The sequence below is a fragment of the Rhodobacter maritimus genome (assembly GCF_058747975.1).
The window spans coordinates 2,738,345-2,753,475 of the sequence record NZ_CM179095.1; the positions used below are offsets into that span (position 1 = coordinate 2,738,345).

15 protein-coding genes and 1 tRNA gene are annotated in these 15,131 nt (G+C 65.0%); 10 read left to right on the forward strand and 6 right to left on the reverse strand.

The annotated features are described in order from the left end of the window. The first annotated feature begins 11 nt into the window (after window positions 1-11). The 6 genes from AC4PTO_RS13915 (at window position 12) to lpdA (ending at window position 7,362) form a co-directional block, all read left to right on the forward strand. Window positions 12-416 carry a hypothetical protein gene (locus AC4PTO_RS13915; protein WP_492729435.1) on the forward strand — a complete coding sequence of 135 codons (405 nt, stop codon included), beginning with the start codon at window positions 12-14 and terminating at the stop codon, window positions 414-416. A 1-nt stretch (window position 417) separates the two neighbouring features. Continuing rightward, the gene (locus AC4PTO_RS13920) at window positions 418-3,369 is read left to right on the forward strand and encodes a 2-oxoglutarate dehydrogenase E1 component (RefSeq protein WP_492729437.1); all 2,952 of its coding nucleotides are present in this window, start codon (window positions 418-420) and stop codon (window positions 3,367-3,369) included. Window position 3,370: 1 nt separating this feature from the next. Further along, window positions 3,371-4,906 (forward strand): 2-oxoglutarate dehydrogenase complex dihydrolipoyllysine-residue succinyltransferase, encoded by a 1,536-nt coding sequence (gene odhB / locus AC4PTO_RS13925; RefSeq protein ID WP_492729439.1) that lies wholly within the window; start codon window positions 3,371-3,373, stop codon window positions 4,904-4,906. A gap of 19 nt (window positions 4,907-4,925) precedes the next feature. Then, window positions 4,926-5,498, forward strand: coding sequence for a hypothetical protein (locus tag AC4PTO_RS13930; RefSeq protein ID WP_492729441.1), 573 nt, complete (start codon window positions 4,926-4,928; stop codon window positions 5,496-5,498). Further along, window positions 5,495-5,890 (forward strand): MAPEG family protein, encoded by a 396-nt coding sequence (locus AC4PTO_RS13935; RefSeq protein ID WP_492729443.1) that lies wholly within the window; start codon window positions 5,495-5,497, stop codon window positions 5,888-5,890. Before AC4PTO_RS13930 ends, AC4PTO_RS13935 begins: the two co-directional genes overlap by 4 nt. 83 nt (window positions 5,891-5,973) lie before the next feature. Next, the gene (lpdA, locus tag AC4PTO_RS13940) at window positions 5,974-7,362 is read left to right on the forward strand and encodes a dihydrolipoyl dehydrogenase (protein WP_492729445.1); all 1,389 of its coding nucleotides are present in this window, start codon (window positions 5,974-5,976) and stop codon (window positions 7,360-7,362) included. Window positions 7,363-7,526: 164 nt separating this feature from the next. On the opposite strand, the gene AC4PTO_RS13945 is transcribed toward lpdA, so the two are convergent. Then, window positions 7,527-8,174 (reverse strand): GntR family transcriptional regulator, encoded by a 648-nt coding sequence (locus tag AC4PTO_RS13945; protein ID WP_492729447.1) that lies wholly within the window; start codon window positions 8,172-8,174, stop codon window positions 7,527-7,529. A 31-nt stretch (window positions 8,175-8,205) separates the two neighbouring features. Next, entirely contained in the window at window positions 8,206-8,943 is a 738-nt protein-coding gene (locus AC4PTO_RS13950) for a M48 family metallopeptidase (protein ID WP_492729449.1), read from the reverse strand. Window positions 8,944-9,021: 78 nt separating this feature from the next. Here AC4PTO_RS13950 and AC4PTO_RS13955 point away from each other — a divergent pair, with 78 nt between their 5' ends. The 4 genes from AC4PTO_RS13955 to AC4PTO_RS13970 all read left to right on the forward strand — a co-directional run bounded on the left by AC4PTO_RS13955 (window position 9,022) and on the right by AC4PTO_RS13970 (window position 11,278). After that, entirely contained in the window at window positions 9,022-9,351 is a 330-nt protein-coding gene (locus AC4PTO_RS13955; protein WP_492729451.1) for an FYDLN acid domain-containing protein, read from the forward strand. Between the two features lie 522 nt (window positions 9,352-9,873). Next, window positions 9,874-9,949 (forward strand) — tRNA-Ala (locus AC4PTO_RS13960). 172 nt (window positions 9,950-10,121) lie between these two features. Further along, window positions 10,122-10,313 (forward strand): hypothetical protein, encoded by a 192-nt coding sequence (locus AC4PTO_RS13965; protein WP_492729453.1) that lies wholly within the window; start codon window positions 10,122-10,124, stop codon window positions 10,311-10,313. After that, window positions 10,310-11,278 (forward strand): Lnb N-terminal periplasmic domain-containing protein, encoded by a 969-nt coding sequence (locus AC4PTO_RS13970; RefSeq protein ID WP_492729455.1) that lies wholly within the window; start codon window positions 10,310-10,312, stop codon window positions 11,276-11,278. The genes AC4PTO_RS13965 and AC4PTO_RS13970 overlap by 4 nt, the downstream gene beginning before the upstream one ends. A 16-nt stretch (window positions 11,279-11,294) precedes the next feature. Here AC4PTO_RS13970 and AC4PTO_RS13975 read toward each other — a convergent pair whose 3' ends face one another. From AC4PTO_RS13975 to AC4PTO_RS13990, 4 genes are all read right to left on the reverse strand, one after another. After that, window positions 11,295-12,071: an enoyl-CoA hydratase-related protein gene (locus AC4PTO_RS13975; protein ID WP_492729457.1), complete on the reverse strand. Its 777-nt coding sequence runs from the start codon at window positions 12,069-12,071 to the stop codon at window positions 11,295-11,297. Between the two features lie 94 nt (window positions 12,072-12,165). After that, a complete protein-coding gene (locus AC4PTO_RS13980; RefSeq protein WP_492729459.1) occupies window positions 12,166-12,624 on the reverse strand; it encodes a cytochrome c-type biogenesis protein in 459 nt (152 codons plus the stop codon). A 4-nt stretch (window positions 12,625-12,628) separates the two neighbouring features. Next, a complete protein-coding gene (locus AC4PTO_RS13985) occupies window positions 12,629-14,590 on the reverse strand; it encodes a heme lyase CcmF/NrfE family subunit (protein WP_492729461.1) in 1,962 nt (653 codons plus the stop codon). A gap of 103 nt (window positions 14,591-14,693) precedes the next feature. Continuing rightward, window positions 14,694-15,128 (reverse strand): Lrp/AsnC family transcriptional regulator, encoded by a 435-nt coding sequence (locus AC4PTO_RS13990; protein ID WP_492729463.1) that lies wholly within the window; start codon window positions 15,126-15,128, stop codon window positions 14,694-14,696. Window positions 15,129-15,131 lie beyond the last annotated feature (3 nt).

A 15,131-nucleotide genomic window follows, 5' to 3' on the forward strand; every position in this document is an offset into this window, starting at 1 on the left:
TGGACCAGAGCGTGATCAAAGACCAGTCCGGCCTGCTGCGCAAACACGCATCCCGCGTCTTTGCCGCGACGGAACGGCGCAATGGCGGATCGGACCGGATCACCATGCATCCGGGCGCGCGCCCCGCAGCCGGCCAGAGACCTGACAGCCCCGGCCCGGATGCGATTGCCGGGCCGGGCAGCAAGAAGCGCCCGCAAATGCGGCATCCCGCGCGGCATACCCCCGAATTCCCCGAACGCTCTGCACAGATCGCACGGATCGACCTGCATTCGATCGACATCCGGCCCTGCGACGGGCCGTCGATCCAACCGAAGACGAATACCCGGCCCGCCCAGACCGCCCGGGTGGCGGGCATCCCTGGCCTTCCAGACAGCGTGGGCACGCCAGACGCCCAATTTGAAGAGGCAATGCACTGACATGACCGAACAATCCCCCAACGCGCAGTTCAAGGCCTCGTCCTTCATGGACGGCGCCAATGCCGACTACATCGACCAGTTGCAGGCGCGCTACGCCGCCGATCCGGCCAGCGTCGATGCACAATGGGCCGAGTTCTTCCGATCGCTTGGCGAAGGCGAGCAGGATGCCCGGCGCGCGGCCGCAGGCCCATCCTGGGCGCGTGGCGACTGGCCCCCGGTTCCGGTGGACGACCTGACCGCTGCGCTGACCGGCGAATGGCCCGTCGCGGCCGAGGTGAAGGGAGCGGGCGACAAGATCCGCGCCAAGGCGGCCGAAAGCGGCGTCGCCGTCTCGGAAGAGGCGGTCAAGCGTGCTGTGCTGGATTCGATCCGCGCGCTGATGATCATCCGCGCCTACCGGATCCGCGGCCACCTTGCCGCCGATCTCGACCCGCTGGGGCTGCGCGATGAATCGCTGCATCCCGAACTGGACCCCACCTCCTACGGCTTCACCGAGGCCGATATGGACCGCCCGATCTTCATCGACAACGTGCTGGGCCTGACCCACGCCTCGATGCGCCAGATCATCGACCTTGTGAAGCGCACCTATTGCGGCACCTTCGCGCTGCAATACATGCACATCTCGGATCCCGAGCAATCCGCATGGCTGAAGGAACGGATCGAAGGCTACGGCAAGGAGATCACCTTCACGCGCGAAGGCCGCCGCGCGATCCTGAACAAGCTGGTCGAGGCCGAGGGCTTCGAGAAGTTCCTGCATGTCAAATACATGGGCACCAAACGCTTCGGCCTTGACGGCGGTGAAGCGCTGATCCCGGCGATGGAGCAGGTGATCAAGCGGGGCGGCAATCTTGGCGTGAAGGAAATCGTCATCGGCATGCCGCACCGCGGCCGCCTTTCGGTGCTGGCCAACGTGATGTCGAAACCCTATCGCGCGATCTTCCACGAATTCCAGGGCGGTTCCTACAAGCCCGAGGACGTGGACGGCTCGGGCGACGTGAAATACCACCTCGGCGCCTCGTCGGACCGCGAGTTCGACGGGAACAAGGTGCACCTGTCACTGACCGCCAACCCCTCTCACCTCGAGGCGGTGAACCCCGTCGTCCTGGGCAAGGTGCGCGCCAAGCAGGACCAACTGAACGATACCGACCGTCATCAGGTTCTGCCCGTGCTTCTGCATGGCGACGCGGCCTTTGCAGGCCAGGGTGTCGTAGCGGAATGCTTCGGCCTTTCGGGCCTGCGCGGCCACCGCACCGGCGGCACCATGCATATCGTGGTGAACAACCAGATCGGCTTTACCACCGCGCCGCATTTCTCGCGCTCCTCGCCCTACCCGACCGACATCGCCCTGATGGTCGAGGCGCCGATCTTCCACGTCAACGGGGATGACCCGGAGGCCGTGGTCCACGCCGCGAAGGTCGCCACCGAATTCCGCCAGAAATTCCACAAGGACGTGGTGATCGACATCTTCTGCTACCGCCGCTTCGGTCACAACGAAGGCGACGAGCCGATGTTCACCAACCCGCTCATGTACAAGCGGATCAAGTCCCACAAGACGACCCTTCAGCTTTATACCGAGCGTCTGGTCGCCGACGGGCTGATCCCCGAGGGCGAGATCGAGGACATGAAGGCCGCCTTCCAGGCCCATCTGAACGAAGAGTTCGAAGCCGGGAAAAGCTTCAAGCCGAACAAGGCCGACTGGCTTGACGGGCGCTGGAAGCATCTCGACCGCGAGCGCGAGGAGTATGATGCGGGCACCACCGCGATCAGCCCCGAAACGATGGCCGATATTGGCCGAGCACTGACTTCGGCGCCAAAAGATTTCGACCTGCACAAGACCGTCGCCCGCCAGCTCGAGGCGAAAGCCAAGATGTTCGAAAGCGGCGCGGGCTTCGATTGGGCCACGGCCGAGGCGCTTGCCTTCGGATCGCTTGCCGTCGAGGGCGTTCCGGTGCGCCTGTCCGGTCAGGACTGCACGCGCGGCACCTTCTCGCAGCGCCATTCCGGCCTGATCGACCAGACCACGGAAGAGCGCTACTATCCGCTCAACCACATCCGCGCGGGGCAGTCGCGCTATGAGGTGATCGACTCGATGCTGTCGGAATATGCCGTGCTCGGGTTTGAATACGGCTATTCGCTGGCCGAACCCAACGCGCTTGTCATGTGGGAAGCGCAGTTCGGCGATTTCGCCAACGGCGCGCAGATCATGTTCGACCAGTTCATCAACTCGGGCGAGCGGAAATGGCTGCGCATGTCGGGCCTTGTCTGCCTGCTGCCGCACGGGTTCGAGGGCCAGGGCCCCGAGCACAGCTCGGCCCGGTTGGAGCGTTTCCTGCAAAACTCGGCCGAGGATAACTGGATCGTGGCGAACTGCTCGACCCCGGCGAACTACTTCCACATCCTGCGCCGCCAGATCCACCGCAACTTCCGCAAGCCGCTGATCCTGATGACGCCGAAATCGCTTCTGCGCCATCCGCTCTGCACCTCCAGGTCAGAGGACTTCACCACCGGGTCGTTCTTCCGCCGCGTGATGTGGGATGACGCGCAGGACGGCAGGTCCGAACTGAAACTGGCCTCGGACGCCAGGATCAAGCGCGTCGTGATCTGCTCGGGCAAGGTCTATTACGACCTGCTGGCCGAGCGCGACAAGCGCGGCCTGACCGATGTCTACCTGCTGCGGCTTGAGCAGTTCTACCCCTTCCCGGCCCATTCGATGGTCAAGGAACTGTCGCGCTTCAAGAATGCCGAAGTGATCTGGTGCCAGGAAGAACCGAAAAACCAGGGCGCCTGGAGCTTCGTGGAACCCAATCTCGAATGGGTTCTGAACAAGATCGAAGCGAAAAGCCCCCGCGCGCGCTATGCGGGCCGGGCTGCCTCGGCTTCTCCGGCGACGGGCCTTGCCTCGCGCCACAAGGCCGAGCAGGACGCGCTGGTCAACGACGCTCTGGAGGGCTGAGATGGCACTCGAAGTCCGCGTTCCCACACTGGGCGAAAGCGTGTCGGAAGCCACGGTGGCGACCTGGTTCAAGAAGCCGGGCGACACCGTCGCCGTCGACGAGATGCTGTGCGAGCTGGAGACCGACAAGGTCACGGTCGAGGTTCCCTCGCCCGCAGCCGGCACGCTGGTTGAGATCGTCGCGGCCGAAGGCACGACCGTGGGCGTCAACGCCCTTCTGGCACAGATCACCGAGGCAGGGGCCGACGCCCCCGCCAAGAAATCAGACACGAATGGCGCAGATTCGGCAAAATCCGCCGCGCCGCAATCCAATGAGGTCAAGATGACTGATGTAATGGTTCCCTCTCTTGGTGAAAGCGTCGCGGAAGCGACTGTCTCCACCTGGTTCAAGAAGGTGGGCGATACCGTCGCGCAGGACGAAATGCTGTGCGAGCTGGAAACCGACAAGGTCTCGGTCGAGGTTCCCTCGCCCGTTGCCGGCGTCCTGACCGAGATCCTCGCCCCCGAGGGCACCACCGTCGATGCCACCGCGAAACTTGCCGTGGTGGCCGAGGGCAAGGCCGGCAGCGTCGCCGCCCCCGCCCAGTCGCAGGCCCCGGCCTCGACGCCCGCGGCCCCGGCCGCACAGGCCGGCCGCGATGTCGAAAACGCACCGGCCGCCAAGAAGGCCATGGCCGAAGCCGGCCTCAGTGCCGATCAGGTGCAGGGCACCGGCCGCGACGGGCGCATCATGAAGGAAGACGTGGCCCGTGCCGCGACGGCCCCCGCGGCCGCGCCCGCATCGCCCGCCCCCGCGCCGGTGGCCGCCCCGCGTGGCCCGGTCAGCGCCGACGACGCCGCCCGCGAAGAGCGCGTGAAGATGACGCGCCTGCGCGCCACCATCGCCCGCCGCCTCAAGGACGCGCAGAACACCGCCGCGATGCTCACGACCTATAACGAGGTCGACATGTCCGGCATCATGGCGCTGCGCGACGAATACAAGACCCAGTTCGAGAAGAAGCACGGCGTCAAGCTTGGCTTCATGTCCTTCTTCGTGAAGGCCTGCTGCCATGCACTCAAGGAAGTGCCCGAGGTCAACGCCGAGATCGACGGCGGCGACGTGGTCTACAAGAACTACGTCCATATGGGCGTGGCCGTGGGCACGCCCTCGGGCCTTGTGGTTCCGGTGGTGCGCGACGCCGACCAGATGGGCTTTGCCGCGATCGAGAAGAAGATCGGCGAGCTGGGCCTGCGCGCCCGCGACGGCAAGCTCTCGATGGCCGAGATGCAGGGCGGCAGCTTCACCATCTCGAACGGCGGCGTCTATGGCTCGCTCATGTCCTCGCCGATCCTGAACCCGCCGCAATCGGGCATCCTCGGCATGCACAAGATCCAGGAGCGCCCGGTGGTGGTGAACGGCCAGATCGTGATCCGCCCGATGATGTATCTGGCGCTGAGCTACGACCACCGCATCGTCGACGGCAAGGGCGCGGTGACCTTCCTCGTGCGGGTGAAGGAAGCGCTGGAGGATCCCCGGCGACTGCTGATGGATCTTTAAGGTTAAAGGCCGAATCTCTGTGTCCCAAAAGCGCGAGATAACTTCTGATGAGCATGTAAAGCAGGCTCAGGCAGAAATGGAGCGCTTTTGGGATGACCTCGACAACGAGAGCGACCGAGGCATGGTGCTTTCAGCAGGCGCATACTTCGAGAAAGTTTTGGAGGATTGCCTCTCAGCTTACTTGAATAAATCAAAAGAGGCCACAGAACTTCTCGGATCAAACAGGGAGCTAGGCACGTTTTCTAGTCGCAATAAACTATGTGTTGCGCTTCGGATTCTGTCGCATGAAGAAGCGCATGCGCTAAAGCTTTTGGCGAGAATTCGAAATGAGTTTGCACATCTAGTTCTGGTTACATTCAAGGAGGACGCAGTCGGAGATAGAGTGCATGAGTTCTCCCGATCTGTTGTGGGTGAGGAATCGCCGACATGGCAAAGGGTGAAAGATATGCCACTGCGCGAGATGTTTAGCTTTTGCCTGTTCTTGCTAAATGATCGACTTTGGCTGCGACCTTATGACGTTCACTTGCATACCGAGAGCTACCCGGAACTAATCCCGCATCATGTGGATACAGTCTTGGTTGATAGCCCATGACTCCCGAACTCACCGCCCTCACCCTCACCGGCCTCCTGCAAGCCATCCAATACCTGCTCTTCGCCGTCCCGGCGAACCGGGAACTGGGGGTGGGCTATACCTCCTCGGCACGCGACAAGCCGCCGTCGCGGCAACTCTCCCCGATCACCGCACGCCTGCAACGCGCGCTCGACAACCATTTCGAAGGGCTGATCCTGTTCACCCTCGCAGTGGTCGTGATCACCCTGTCGGGCAAGGCCGGCGCCTTCACGGCGGCCTGCGGCTGGACCTATCTCGCCGCCCGCATCCTCTATGTTCCCGCCTATGCCTTCGGCTGGCGCCCTTGGCGCTCGGTCATCTGGGCGATAGGCTTCCTTGCAACCCTTGCCATGATGCTGACAGCCCTGATCTGACCGGCTTTCACCTTGGCACAAATATCCTCGGGGGTCCGGGGGCAGAAAGCCCCCGGTTCCTCCCTCAATGACCGGAGACACCCATGGCAGAATTCGATGTGATCGTGATCGGCGGAGGCCCCGGCGGCTATGTCTGCGCCATCCGCTGCGCCCAGCTTGGCCTCAGGACCGCCTGCGTCGAGGGCCGCGAAACCCTCGGCGGCACCTGCCTGAATGTCGGCTGCATTCCCTCCAAGGCGCTCCTGAACGCGACCCACCACCTGCACGAGGCCGAACATAACTTCGCCAGGATGGGCCTGAAGGGCAAAGCCCCCTCGGTCGACTGGAAACAGATGCAGGCCTACAAGGACGAGGTCATCTCCGGAAACACCAAGGGCATCGAGTTCCTGTTCAAGAAGAACAAGATCACCTGGCTGAAGGGCTGGGGCTCGATCCCGGCCGCAGGCCAGGTGAAAGTCGGAGACGAGGTTCACAGCGCAAAAAGCATCGTCATCGCCACCGGCTCCGAAGCCTCCTCCCTGCCCGGAATCGAGATCGACGAGGAAACCATCGTCACCTCGACCGGCGCACTCAGCCTGCCCAAGACGCCGAAATCCATGGTCGTGATCGGCGCGGGCGTGATCGGGCTGGAAATGGGCTCGGTCTATGCCCGCCTCGGCACCGAGGTGACCGTGGTCGAATATCTCGACGCCATCACCCCCGGCATGGATGGCGAGGTTGCGAAATCCTTCCAGAAGATCCTTGCCAAACAGGGGCTGAACTTCGTGCTCGGCGCCGCCGTCCAGGGCGTGAGCAAGGCAAAGACGAAGAACACCGTCACCTACAAGCTGCGCAAGGATGACAGCGAACACAAGATCGAGGCCGAGGTGGTCCTGGTGGCCACCGGTCGCAAGCCCTATACCGACGGGCTCGGCCTTGACGCCGCGGGGGTGGAACTGCTGCCGCGCGGCCAGATCAAGACGGATGACCACTGGCAGACCAGCGTGAAGGGGATCTATGCGATCGGTGACGCGATCGTCGGCCCGATGCTCGCCCACAAGGCCGAGGATGAAGGCATGGCAGTGGCCGAGGTCATCGCCGGCAAGCATGGCCACGTCAATTACGACGTGATCCCCGGCGTGATCTACACCACCCCCGAGGTGGCCAGCGTCGGCAAGACCGAAGAGGTGCTCAAACAGGAAGGCCGCGCCTACAAGGTCGGCAAGTTCCCGTTCATGGGCAACGCCCGTGCGAAAGCAGTGTTCCAGGCGGACGGCTTCGTCAAGCTGATCGCCGACAAGGAAACCGACAGGATCCTCGGCTGCCACATCATTGGCCCCGGCGCGGGCGACCTGATCCACGAGGTCTGCGTTGCCATGGAATTCGGCGCATCCGCCCAGGACCTTGCCCTGACCTGCCACGCTCACCCGACCTATTCCGAGGCGGTGCGCGAAGCAGCCCTGGCCTGTGGGGACGGCGCGATCCACGCCTGAGGGGGGAACCCTCCAACATATTCCGGCACGCCGCGCAAGCGGCGGCCGGGGAAGCCTCCGGCGGGGATATTTGGACTCTGAAGAAACGCACGCATCTTCAGGGCGGAAATATCCTCGGGGGTGAATGGGCCGCAGGCCCAGAGGGGGCCGACAGCCCCCTTTTTCTATGTCGCCAGATGGCGCAGGCCTTGTGTCACATCGGTGCGCACGGCCAGTCGCAGGCCGGGCTCGTCGCCCGCCCGCAGCGCGGCAAGGATCAGCCGGTGGTGGCGGGGCGGTTCGTTGCGCGACACGCGGTTGTAAAGCGCCCGCATCGTCGGACCGAGTTGCAGCCAGACGGTCTCGATCACCGCCAGCATCGCCGGGGCCTGCGCACGCAGGTAAAGCGTGCGGTGGAATTCGAGATTTGTGCGGATATAGGCGACCGCATCCTGCTTGGCGACGGCTTCGGCATTCGCGGTATTGATTGCGGCCAGCCGGTCGATCAGCGCCAGATGCGCCCGGGGCAGCGCGCGCGTTGCAAGCTCGGGTTCGATCAGGGCCCGCAGGGCGGCGAGTTCCTCGATCCTGTCATTGGTCAGCTCGGGCGTGGCGACCCGCCCCGAGGCCGACAGCATCAGCGCGCCTTCCGCAACCAGCCGGCGCAGCGCCTCGCGCGCAGGTGTCATCGATACGCCATAGGTCTTGCCCAGCCCCCGCAGCGTGAGGGCCTGGCCGGGCAGGATTTCGCCATGCATGATCTGCTGGCGCAGGGCGCGATACAGGCGATCATGGGCCGCAGCCTCGATCGGGCGGGAGGTGATGGTTGTCATCGCGCCAGCTTGGCCCTATCGCACCGGCCGGTCAATCGCGGAACCGTATGGCATGCAGGGCGCCGCCATGGCGCCTGAGCCAGCTTCGATCCGCCGCGAAATCCGGGCGAAGCCGGGCGACCACGGCCCAGAAGGCGGGCGAATGGTTCATCTCGGCCAGATGCGCGACTTCATGGGCCGCGACATAATCAAGCACGCTTTCGGGGGCCATCACCAACCGCCAGCTATACATCAGGCTTCCGTCCTGCGTGCACGATCCCCAGCGCGAGCGGGTATCGCGCAACGTGATCCGCCTGTAGGTGCGACCGAGCGTTCTTGCGTGGCGCTCGGTCGCGGCGTGCAGGCGTTGCCGCGCGGCAAGCTTGAAGAACGCTTCCAGCCGGGTCCCGAGGCGCGCGGGATCGGGGGGCACAAGGATCCGGTCATCCTGAACCCTTGGCGCGCGGATATTTGCAGCGACGATCCGGCATTCCTGCCCCAGGAAGGGCAGCGTCGCACCGATCCGGGCCTGCCGCAGCGGCACCGAATCGGACACCATCCGGCGCAGCCAGTCGGCCTTGTCATGGGCGAAGGCCAGGGCATCGGCCTCGGCGGCCCAACGCGGCAGGGTCAGCGTGACCTGCCCGTCCAGGCGCGACACCCGCAGGCTGAAGCGCCGGGCCCGCGCGGAACGGCGCAAGGTCAGCGCGACGGCCGGGTCTCCGGGGATCAGGACGCGGGACAGAACGGGCTCCTTTGGCGGATATGGGACGCCTCTGCGCAATCGCACGAAAAGGCTTTGACACCCTGCGGTCATTGTGGCAGTTGGCTGCGACTCTCTGAATAAGAGCGATGCCAGGAGAATTCCATGCCGAAAGAGGAATGGGGCGTCAAGCGCCTCTGCCCGCATTGCGCGAGCCGCTTTTACGACCTGAACAACGACCCGATGACCTGCCCCGTCTGCAGCAACAGCTTCACCGTTGAAAGCCTGACTGCGGGGCGCGGACGCACGTTGACCTCGGACAAGGCGGGCCAGCGTGAAAGCCAGGTCGAGCAGGACGACGTGACCGATGACGAGGATCTCGACGCCGATAGCGGCGACGTGGATCTTGACGACGATCTGCTGGAAGACGACGACGACGACAACGTTTCGCTGGACGACATCGCCGATGTCAGCAGCGACGACGACGACAACTGATCGCGGCGCGGCCGTCAGGGCCACGCCAGCCGATCGGCCCGCGGCCGCTTTGCCTGTGCAGACCTGCACGCAAACGGCCGGGGGCGTGATGGTAACGGGCCTTCGGGTTCCGGCCGGGGCATCTTGCCCGGTACCCCGGGCCACCTTTTGCAATATGAAGTTTGTTGACCGGCCCAGCCTGATCGCTGACCAAGCTGTGCGATGCACAAGGTGGCAGGCCAGTTTGTCCTGCGAGCTGTAGATCGCACCCTGATGCATATTCGCCGATCGAACGGCTGTTCCTTCCCCACATGCCGGAATCGAACCTGACCAAGTGCAATCGCATTCGTGGAAGGCTAGGGATTCTTCAGAACAATGCGCCCCTGCCCGACCATACCGCTTTAGCAGCATTTCGTTTCTGCCGCCTGCGGGAGCATCGCGTTTTTCGCACCATGTAAAGCGAAATACCCCTTGCGCCGGTTCTGCGAACTGCCTATACGACCCTCCACGCGCTGCCCGAACGGGATTGCGCGGACCTCCGGTGGGGCCATAGCTCAGTTGGGAGAGCGCTTGAATGGCATTCAAGAGGTCAGGGGTTCGACTCCCCTTGGCTCCACCAAATTAATCAAAGAATCAGGAATTATACGGCCCCGCTATCTCAGCCGGGTTTTGCTTTAAGGTAACTTCTGGGTAACGGGGGCGCCGGTATGCGGAAGCCCAGAGCGCCTGCATCCTCAAGCCCAAATCTTGCATCGAGGCGCAGAGCCCGGTCTGCGCGAGGAACAGGCACGATGGACGAGTTTTCCGGGCAGAAAGCCCTCACCCAAGCTCAACTGCTGGCCGGAATCTTCGAAATCCAACTGGCACAACACCCGTTCATCAAGGCGGACGCTGACCTTACGATACGCTGTGAAGCCATCGCAGATCAGTTCGGCGCGCTTTACCAAGCGGTAGGTGCAGCTGGCGCAGGAGTGACCCAATGATCCGGACCGCGACGCTTCTGGCCCATGCCGCCTTCGTACTGCTGGTGCTGGCCGGCGTTGCATGGGCCGGGACGGCGCTCTGGCTGCACCTGTCGGGCGCGATCCGCCTTGATGCACTTGTTCTGCTTGGCCTTGCGGCACTGGCGGCCCTTTGGTTGCGCTTCTTCCGCAGCCGCCGGGCCGGCTGGGCCGTGCTTGCGCTTGGCGCGCTGATCGTGGGCGGCTGGTATCAGACCATCACTCCCATGCAGGATCGCGATTGGGCAAAGGATGTGGAACGCGGGGTCAAGGCCAGGGTCGACGGCAGCCGCGTGACGCTGTCCGACCTGCGCGATTTCGACTGGCGCTCCGAGAACGATGCCACCGAACGCTGGATCGACCGCAGCGTCGATCTGAACGATCTGCAGACCGTCGACATGATCACCTCGGTCTGGGACAACCCGGACATCGCCCATCTGCTGGTCAGCTTCGGCTTCGGAGCCGGCGAACACGTCGTCTTCTCGGTCGAGATCCGCCGCGAGGATGGCGAGGAGTTCAACGAGATCGGCGGCTTCTTTCGCCAGTTCGAACTGGTCCTGATCGGCGCGACCGAGCGTGATATCGTCAGACTGCGGACCGATTACCGGAAAGAGAAGGTGCGCCTTTACCCCCTGGCGCTGACGCCCGAACAGCGGCGGGTGATGTTCCTGTCCTATGTCGAGCTGGCGCAGGACCTCGAGGCACGGGCGCGGTTCTACAACACGCTCCTGGCCAACTGCACGACCGTGGTCTACCGCCTTGCGCAAAGCCTCAAGCCTGACCTGCCGCTGGATTGGCGGCTGCTCTTGTCGGGCCACCTGCCGGGCTATCTGGCCGAACTGGGGGTACTCGACGGCCGGACTGCGGCGGATGGGGTGCCGATCACCCCCCGCACGCAAAGGCCCGCGTCGGGACAAGGCTTCTCGCAGCAGATCCGCACGCCCTGAGGCGCGGCCAGCCGGCCTAGCGCCCGGTGAAACCCGGCTTGCGCTTTTCAAGAAACGCCGACACGCCCTCGCGGAAATCCCGCGTGGCGCCAAGCGCGCCTTGCAATTCGGCCTCGGTGGCAAGCTGGCCTGCCAGGTCGCGCGCATAGGATCCGCGCATCGCCTGCTTGACGGCCCGGTAGGCCGCGGTCGGCCCCTCGGCCAGATGGGCGGCCCGGCCCTGCCAGTGCGCGGCAAAATCGGCGTCGGGCACGGCCTCCCAGATCATCCCCCAGTCGGCCGCCTGCCGCGCACTGACCTTGTCGGCGAAAAGCGCCATCCCCATGGCGCGCGCGAACCCCGCCTGACGCGGCAGCCAATAGGTGCCGCCCGCATCGGGCATCAGGCCGATCCGGGTGAAGGCCTGCATGAAGACCGCGCTTTCCGCGGCAATCACCACATCGGCCGCAAGCGCCAGATTGGCCCCCGCACCGGCGGCGGCCCCATTCACGGCGGCGATCACCGGCAAGGGGGATTCGTAGATCGCCATCAGCATCGGCTCGTATTCGTCGCGCAGGATACGCTCCAGGTCGAGCCCGGCGGCGCTTGCCCCGTCGCCCAGATCCTGCCCCGAGCAGAAGGCACGCCCCGCGCCCGTCAGCACGACGACGCGCGCTTCCCCGGCCGCGCGCAGCATCGCGGCGGTAATCTCGGCGCGCATCTGCGCGTTCAGCGCGTTCATGACATCGGGGCGGGCAAGCGTGATCTGCGCGATCCCCCCGGAAAGCTGATAGCGGATCGTCGTGTATGGCATGCGCGGAACCTTCCCTCTTGCCCCCTGTCCGGACCCGAGATTAACGGCCCGCGCCCCGCAAGAGAAAGAGAAACGGCACGTCACATGACGCGCATCATTCCTTGAGAAGCTCGTCCAGGCGCTTGCGCTCGGCCTCGGTCAGGCCGGGGGCGGCAGGGCCGGGATCGGCCTGGCTGCGGCGGCGCAGGAACACGAACCCGCCCGCAAGCGCGATCAGAAGGCCGACCGGCCCCACCAGCCACAGTACCAGATTGGCGCCGCTCCGGTCCGGCTCGAACAGGACATATTCGCCGTAGCGGTCGGTGACATAGTCCAGCACCTCGCTGTCGGTATCGCCCGCCACCAGACGCTCCCGCACGAGGATGCGAAGGTCGCGCGCCACTTCGGCATTCGATTCGTCGATATTCTCGCCCTGGCAGACCGGACAGCGCAGCACCTGCCCGATTTCGCGCGCGCGCGCCTCAAGCGCGGGGTCGGGCAGCACCTCGTCGGGCTGGACGGCGAAGGCCGGGGCGGCCAGCAGCAGAAGCGAAAGGAAGACGGCCCTGAACATCGCGCTACTCCGCCGGGGTTGCCGCGGCCGAAGCCACCTTGCGCGCGCCCGCCGCGACCCGGTAGCGCCGGTCGGTCAGGCTGAGAAGACCGCCAAGCGCCATAAGCACGCAGCCCGCCCATATCCAGTTGGCGAAGGGCTTGATATAGGTGCGCACGGCCCAGCCACCGCCCGCCTGCGGATCGCCGATCACCAGATAGACATCGCGCGTGAAGCGATAGTCAATGGCGGCCTCAGTCGTGGGCATCGCCTGCACCGGATAGACCCGCTTTTCGGGATGCAGGACGGCCGTCAGCCTGCCATCCTCGCGCACCGACATCGTCGCGGTGGTCGAGACATAGTTCGGCCCCTCCACCTCGTGAACCTCATCCAGCGTGATCTCATATCCCGCCACGGTGAAGGGCTCTGCGATCCTTGCCACGCGGATATCCTCGGCCTGCCAGGCGGTCAGAAGCGCGATGCCGATGAAGGCAATGCCCAGCCCGCCATGCGCGGTTGCCTTGCCCCAGTCCGCGCGCGGAAGCCGAAGCAGCCGCGCCGGGGTGCGGCCCGCGCGGATCCACAGCTCGGTCAGCGCGCCGAAGACCAGCCAGCTGCCCAGCCCGGCCCCCACCAGCGCCACGGTCGAACGCCCGGTCCCCACCGACCAGGCAAGCGCCGCAACCGCCAGCGCAAGCACCGCGGCAGGGATCAGCGGGCGGATCGTGCGCGCTAGATTTGCGCGTTTCCAGGGCATCAGCGCCCCGATCGGCAGCACCACGGCCAGAATCAGCATGAAGGGCGTGAAGGCCTTTTCGAAGAACGGCGCGCCCACCGACAGCTTGCGGTCCCAGAACATCTCGGCCACCAGCGGCCAGACGGTTCCGACAAAGACGACCATCGCGGCCACCGCCAGAAGGATGTTGTTCAGCACCAGCGCGCTTTCGCGGCTAACCATGCTGAAGATCCCGCGCGCCTGCATCGCATTGGCCCGCGCGGCATAAAGGGTCAACGCACCGCCGACGAAACCGGCAAGGATCATCAGGATGAACACGCCCCGCTCGGGGTCATTGGCGAAGCTGTGCACCGAGGTGATGACCCCCGACCGCACGATGAACGTGCCGATCAGCGAGAACCCGAAGGCCATGATCGCCAGAAGCACGGTCCAGCTTTTCAGCGCCTCGCGCTTCTCGACCACGATAGCCGAATGCAGAAGCGCCGCCGCCAGAAGCCAGGGCATGAAAGAGGCGTTCTCGACCGGATCCCAGAACCAGAAACCGCCCCAGCCCAGTTCGTAATAGGCCCACCACGACCCCAGCGCGATGCCGATGGTCAGGAAAACCCAGGCCGCCAGCGTCCATGGGCGCACCCAGCGCGCCCAGGCGGCATCCACGCGCCCCTCGATCAGCGCGGCAACGGCGAAGGAGAAGGCCATCGAAAGCCCGACATAGCCCAAGTAGAGGAAGGGCGGGTGGAACGCGAGGCCGGGGTCCTGCAACAGCGGGTTCAGATCCTGCCCGTTGAAAGGCGGCTCGACCAGCCGCGTGAACGGGTTCGAGGTGAACAGGATGAAGCCGAAGAACGCCGCCCCGATCGAGGCCTGCACCGCCAGCACACGCGCGCGCAGCGTGGGCGGCAACGCGCCGCCGAACCATGCCGCCGCCGCACCGAAGCCCGACAGGATCAGCACCCACAACAGCATCGAGCCTTCGTGGTTCCCCCACACGCCCGAGATCTTGTAGATCATCGGCTTGTCGGTATGCGAGTTTGCCCAGACCAGCTCGAGCGAGAAATCCGAGGTGACGAAGGCCCAGGTCAGCGCGCCGAAGGCCGCCGCGGTCAGCAGGAACTGCGCCGAGGCCGCCGGTTCCCCGACCGCCATCCAGCCCGACCAGCCCTTCCACGCACCGATCATCGGAACGATGGCTTGAATGATCGCAACGGCAAAGGCCAGGATCAGGGCAAAATGGCCAAGTTCGGTAAGCATCGCATCCTCCTGTTCGCGGCGGGATCATACTGCGCCGCCGGGCCGGGGCCAAGGGATGCGCGCGCATGTCGCGGCAATATGATCCGCCGGGTCGCAATCGCGCCTAAAGGCGCGTTCCCGGCCGCCGCGTCGACAAAAGCAGATTGGTCTCGGAATTGGCCACGCCGTCCAGCCGCCGGATCTGGCTGAGGATTTCGTCCAGCTCGGCCAGCGTGCGGGTTCCCAGTTCCACGATCAGGTCCCACCGCCCGTTGGTGGCATGCACCGCCTGCACCGAGGGCAGCCCCATCAGCCGCGCGACGATGCGGTCGGTGCCGCGCCCCTCGATGCCGATCATCATCAGGCCCCGTACCGGCGCCGCGGTCACATCGGCCCGCGTCAGGACGGTAAAGCCCGAGATTTCACCCCGCGCCTGCAACCGCTCGATCCGCGCGCGCACCGTCGCGCGCGAGAGGCCAAGAAGGGCCGCAAGATCTGACACCGCGGCCCGGCCGTCGCGGCGCAGGGCCGCGATCAGCCGCTGATCGGTCTCGTCCACGGG

Coding starts and splice junctions, on each gene's coding strand:
- odhB (WP_492729439.1), top strand. CDS start 3,371: ATGGCACTCGAAGTCCGCGTTCCCACACTGGGCGAAAGCGTGTCGGAA.
- AC4PTO_RS13975 (WP_492729457.1), bottom strand. CDS start 12,071: ATGCCATACACGACGATCCGCTATCAGCTTTCCGGGGGGATCGCGCAG.
- AC4PTO_RS13965 (WP_492729453.1), top strand. CDS start 10,122: ATGGACGAGTTTTCCGGGCAGAAAGCCCTCACCCAAGCTCAACTGCTG.
- AC4PTO_RS13945 (WP_492729447.1), bottom strand. CDS start 8,174: ATGACAACCATCACCTCCCGCCCGATCGAGGCTGCGGCCCATGATCGC.
- AC4PTO_RS13955 (WP_492729451.1), top strand. CDS start 9,022: ATGCCGAAAGAGGAATGGGGCGTCAAGCGCCTCTGCCCGCATTGCGCG.
- AC4PTO_RS13920 (WP_492729437.1), top strand. CDS start 418: ATGACCGAACAATCCCCCAACGCGCAGTTCAAGGCCTCGTCCTTCATG.
- lpdA (WP_492729445.1), top strand. CDS start 5,974: ATGGCAGAATTCGATGTGATCGTGATCGGCGGAGGCCCCGGCGGCTAT.
- AC4PTO_RS13985 (WP_492729461.1), bottom strand. CDS start 14,590: ATGCTTACCGAACTTGGCCATTTTGCCCTGATCCTGGCCTTTGCCGTT.
- AC4PTO_RS13970 (WP_492729455.1), top strand. CDS start 10,310: ATGATCCGGACCGCGACGCTTCTGGCCCATGCCGCCTTCGTACTGCTG.
- AC4PTO_RS13980 (WP_492729459.1), bottom strand. CDS start 12,624: ATGTTCAGGGCCGTCTTCCTTTCGCTTCTGCTGCTGGCCGCCCCGGCC.
- AC4PTO_RS13935 (WP_492729443.1), top strand. CDS start 5,495: ATGACTCCCGAACTCACCGCCCTCACCCTCACCGGCCTCCTGCAAGCC.